The sequence below is a fragment of the Arthrobacter sp. genome (assembly GCF_031988865.1).
Taxonomy (GTDB): Bacteria; Actinomycetota; Actinomycetes; order Actinomycetales; family Micrococcaceae; genus Arthrobacter_B.
On sequence record NZ_DALZXY010000152.1, the window covers coordinates 732 to 4,433 of the forward strand.

5 protein-coding genes and 1 pseudogene are annotated in these 3,702 nt (G+C 66.6%); 1 reads left to right on the forward strand and 5 read right to left on the reverse strand.

Annotated elements, in window-relative coordinates:
- The 5 genes and pseudogenes from RTN46_RS16590 to RTN46_RS16610 form a co-directional block, all read right to left on the reverse strand.
- Positions 1-249 (reverse strand): annotated as a pseudogene (locus tag RTN46_RS16590) (hypothetical protein); the annotation flags it as partial.
- Complete coding sequence (locus RTN46_RS16595; protein WP_312183057.1) at positions 246-686, reverse strand: hypothetical protein; 441 nt, start codon at positions 684-686, stop codon at positions 246-248. The gene RTN46_RS16595 and the pseudogene RTN46_RS16590, both read right to left, overlap by 4 nt.
- 80 nt (positions 687-766) lie before the next feature.
- Positions 767-1,087 (reverse strand): hypothetical protein, encoded by a 321-nt coding sequence (locus RTN46_RS16600; RefSeq protein WP_312183059.1) that lies wholly within the window; start codon positions 1,085-1,087, stop codon positions 767-769.
- Positions 1,088-1,254: 167 nt separating this feature from the next.
- On the reverse strand, positions 1,255-1,704 hold the full coding sequence (gene msrB / locus RTN46_RS16605) for a peptide-methionine (R)-S-oxide reductase MsrB (RefSeq protein ID WP_312183060.1): 450 nt from the start codon (positions 1,702-1,704) through the stop codon (positions 1,255-1,257).
- Between the two features lie 84 nt (positions 1,705-1,788).
- The gene (locus RTN46_RS16610) at positions 1,789-2,280 is read right to left on the reverse strand and encodes a hypothetical protein (protein ID WP_312183062.1); all 492 of its coding nucleotides are present in this window, start codon (positions 2,278-2,280) and stop codon (positions 1,789-1,791) included.
- Between the two features lie 96 nt (positions 2,281-2,376).
- On the opposite strand from RTN46_RS16610, the gene RTN46_RS16615 reads away from it, so the two are divergent.
- On the forward strand, positions 2,377-3,630 hold the full coding sequence (locus RTN46_RS16615; protein WP_312183064.1) for an alpha/beta fold hydrolase: 1,254 nt from the start codon (positions 2,377-2,379) through the stop codon (positions 3,628-3,630).
- The last annotated feature ends 72 nt before the right edge of the window (positions 3,631-3,702 follow it).

A 3,702-nucleotide genomic window follows, 5' to 3' on the forward strand; every position in this document is an offset into this window, starting at 1 on the left:
GGGCCCGGCCAGCCCAGTGGCTCCGGGCATTCCGGTTGCCCCGGCCAGCCCAGTGGCTCCGGGCATTTCATTTGGTCCGGCCAGCCCGGTTGCAGCGGCCAGCCCGTCCCCGTAGGAAGTCCGGGCGAACACGGCAAGGGCCTGCTCGAGCGTCGGTAACGCCGCGGCCTCACGGCACAGGCCGGCGCCCGCCCGCCGTCGTGCCATCGCTTTGGCGCGGACAGTTGCTGCGACCCAGTCGGATCTCATGGTCCGCCCCCGGCTCCCAGATAGTCCTCCACCACCGAAGCGGCGATTTTCCGCGCGAGGGGCGGCAGCTTGCCGGCGGCCGCGGCACTGATCCCGTCTGCCCGCTGCTGCGCCCGGTCCAGCAGTTCCTGGTCCTGCGCGGCTGCCTCCCGGGAAACCTGTTCGGCGGCCCGGGCACGGACCGCAGCGGAATCCAGCCGTGCCTGCGCTACGTCCGCGTCGGCCTGGCGGCGGGTCTCGGCCAGCAGCGTCCGTGCCTGTTCGGAGGCTTCTTCCAGGTGTCTGCGGGCGGCTTCGGTGTCGGGTTGGAGGGCCTCAAAAACGGGAAGCAGTTCGGCGTCGGCGCCTTCAACGTCCGCGGAGGGAACACCGGCCGGACCCGAGGGGCCGGGCGCACCGACCGGCCGGAACCGGTCCAGGATGTTTGGGCGGGCCATGGCTTACGTGCCTTCGGAAACGGCGGGGTTCTTCCGCTTGGGTTCCTGCCCTGTGGGATCCGGCTCCGCGCGGGAGGCCATCAGTCCTCCCCGGCTGCCGCTTCGGACGCCTCGCCGTGTTCCACGATGTCCCCGTCGGTAAAGAGGATGCCCTGGGCAATTTCACGCCACTGAGGGGTTCTTCGCAGCAGGAACTCCAGTTCCATGGAGAAGTGCTTGAACTCCTCACCGAGTGAGTCCTTCATGATGTCCCGGGCAACCTCGTCAGGTTCCACCGAGATCCGCTGGACATACCAGCCGATCGCTTCTGCTTCTTCGCTGAGGCTGGCGCACATCCTGGCGAAGGTCCGTGTATCAGCTGACAACTCCGACGGCGGTTCATGGTACTGGTCAGTTCCCATTGAGGCTCCCAGGCTGGGGCCGGCCCCGCGCGGCAAACGGGAAAGCCCGCCGTACGCTGAACCGGAAACGATTAAAGACCGGATATTCGAGGGTACGGCGGGCTTCGAGGGGTGCACAATGGCCGGTGGCTAACAGCCCTGCCGGCCTGGTTGATACCGGGTTCCGGCTACTGCGGTGACCCGCTGTCCTTGGGGACCAGCCGGACGGAAACCGAGTTGATGCAGAACCGCTGGTCCGTGGGGGTGTTGAAACCTTCGCCCTCAAAGAGGTGTCCCATGTGGGAGTCGCAGTTCGCGCACCGCACCTCGATGCGGTCCATGCCCATGCTGCGGTCGTGCAGGTACCGGACCGTGCCTTCGGCCAGGGGTGCGAAGAAAGACGGCCACCCGCAGTGGGAGTCGAACTTCTCATTACTGGTGAACAGTTCCGCACCGCAGGCCCGGCATTCATAGACGCCTTCGGTCTTGGTGTCCCAGTATTCGCCGGTATACGGCCGTTCGGTGCCTGCCTGCCGCAGCACCTGGTACTCCGCCGGCGTCAGCTCGCTGCGCCACTCCTCATCAGATTTCTGCACCGGGATCTGTGGGGCGCCGCCTTCCGGGTTAATTCCATCCATATTGATTCCTGTATCGCTCATATTCGGCCCAACGTTCAGGGGCCGCCAATAAATCCCGGGCCCGGCTGAATGCCCCTTCGGAGACTAGGAGTCGCCGATGAATCCCGACCCGGAGTACAGATGCAGCACCGGAACACCAAGCCTGTCCTGCGCCTCGTTCGCCCAGTCCGTGCGGAACGTGTCTTCAACCGCGTGCGGGGTGGTGATGACCACGACCTGCTGGGCATCCGATCCCTTCGCAGCCTCAACCACCGCTTCAACCGGATTTTCGCCGGTCACCCGGCCATCGGCGTCGAACCCCAGCCCCCGCAGCAGGTCCAGGGATTCGGCGAGTTCCTGCTCTGCGGCTTTGACCTCCTGCTTGGGGGAGGGATGCGGCCCAACAACGTTCCGGAAAGCGGCGGCAAAGTCGAGCAGGCTTAGATTGTCCAGGACGTCCACCAGCATGTTCCGGCCCGGGTCGGCGGGAACCAGTATCTCGAAGCGCACCGGATTGTTCTCCGCCAGATAGCCGAGGTTCCGGGCATCGGCTTCGTTCAGGACTTCTTCGGTCAGCACCACGATCGTCGCATTCATGCGGCCAGCCTAGTCCCCGCGCCCCGAGTGGGAAAAGGAACCGCCTGTGGCAAGGGCTTTTCCATGCTTGGGGGCAAAGTCGGTCACAATGAAGGCATGCTTCTCTCTCCTTCCGAAGTGCCCGAGGAAACCGCCGCTGCCCTGAGTGCTCCATGGGTTAAATGGACGGCCTTCGGTGCGGGCGTGGGCGCCGCGGCCTCCACTGCTGTGCTGGCGGCGACGTCGGGCCTAGCGGTCTATTTCGCCCGGCAGGTCGTGACTCCGCGCCGGGTCCGGGACGCGGACCTGGAAATCCTCGCCGTCATCGATTCCCCGGACGGGCCGCAGATCATTCTCCCGGCAAATGAGGACACGACTGTCGAAGGCACGTACAGCCTGTTCTTCGACGGTGGTGCCGGGCACGCGCGGATCGGGGCGATCCGTTCCTACGTGCCGCGGGAAGGGACCGTGCAGCGCGACGTCGAGCGGGTGTATGCCGGGAACCTCGCCACCGCCGTGCGCGGCTGGTGGTCCGGCACCATCCATCCCACGCCGTCGGACGCCGGTTTTCCGCAGGAGGACGTGGAAATCGACGTCGAGAATGGGAAGGCGCCAGCGTGGCTGGTGCGCTCCCTCGATGGTTCGGACACCTGGGCGATCATGGTCCACGGCAGGGGAGCCCAGCGCACCGAAACGATCCGGGGCCTCGGTGCCGCGCGCCGGGCCGGGATGACGAGCCTGCTGATTTCCTACCGCAACGACGGCGAAGCTCCGTACGCCGCCGACGGGCGGTATGGGCTGGGACTCACGGAATGGCGCGACGTCGAAGCCGCCATCCGCTACGCGCTCGACAACGGTGCCCGCGACGTTGTGCTGTTCGGCTGGTCCATGGGCGGAGCCATTGCACTGCAGGCGGCGGATAAGTCCTCGCTGGGCAAGTACATCCGTGCCCTGGTGCTGGACGGTCCGGTGGTGAACTGGGTTGAGGTGCTGGCCCACCACGCCCGGTTGAACCGGATTCCTGCGCAGGTTGGAAGGCTCGGGCAGTGGCTGATCTCCAATGCTGCGGGGCGGACCCTCACCGGGCTCGCGGCTCCCTTGGATCTCAAGAGCATGGATTGGGTCTCCCGCGCCGAGGAGATTCGGACTCCGGTGCTGATCGTGCACAGCGAGCGGGATGAGTTTGTGCCCGTTGGCCCGTCGGCGGACCTGGCTGAGAAAAATCCTGAGCTTGTGACGTTTGTCCGCTTCCAGCAGGGCGGGCACACCCGCGAGTACAACGTGGATCCCGAGCACTGGGAGGACACCGTAGCGGGCTGGCTGGACACCGCCCTGGGCCGGACCCGGAAGCCCGCCGCGCACAGGCGGTAGGGGCTGGGCGGGTGCGGGCCGGTGTCGGGCAGGCGGGCCGTATCGGCACGGCGGTGGCGGGCTGGCGTGGGC

Excerpts from the sequence above, each read along its gene's own strand:
- RTN46_RS16595 (WP_312183057.1), bottom strand. The coding sequence starts at position 686 with ATGGCCCGCCCAAACATCCTGGACCGGTTCCGGCCGGTCGGTGCGCCC.
- RTN46_RS16600 (WP_312183059.1), bottom strand. The coding sequence starts at position 1,087 with ATGGGAACTGACCAGTACCATGAACCGCCGTCGGAGTTGTCAGCTGAT.
- msrB (WP_312183060.1), bottom strand. The coding sequence starts at position 1,704 with ATGGATGGAATTAACCCGGAAGGCGGCGCCCCACAGATCCCGGTGCAG.
- RTN46_RS16610 (WP_312183062.1), bottom strand. The coding sequence starts at position 2,280 with ATGAATGCGACGATCGTGGTGCTGACCGAAGAAGTCCTGAACGAAGCC.
- RTN46_RS16615 (WP_312183064.1), top strand. The coding sequence starts at position 2,377 with ATGCTTCTCTCTCCTTCCGAAGTGCCCGAGGAAACCGCCGCTGCCCTG.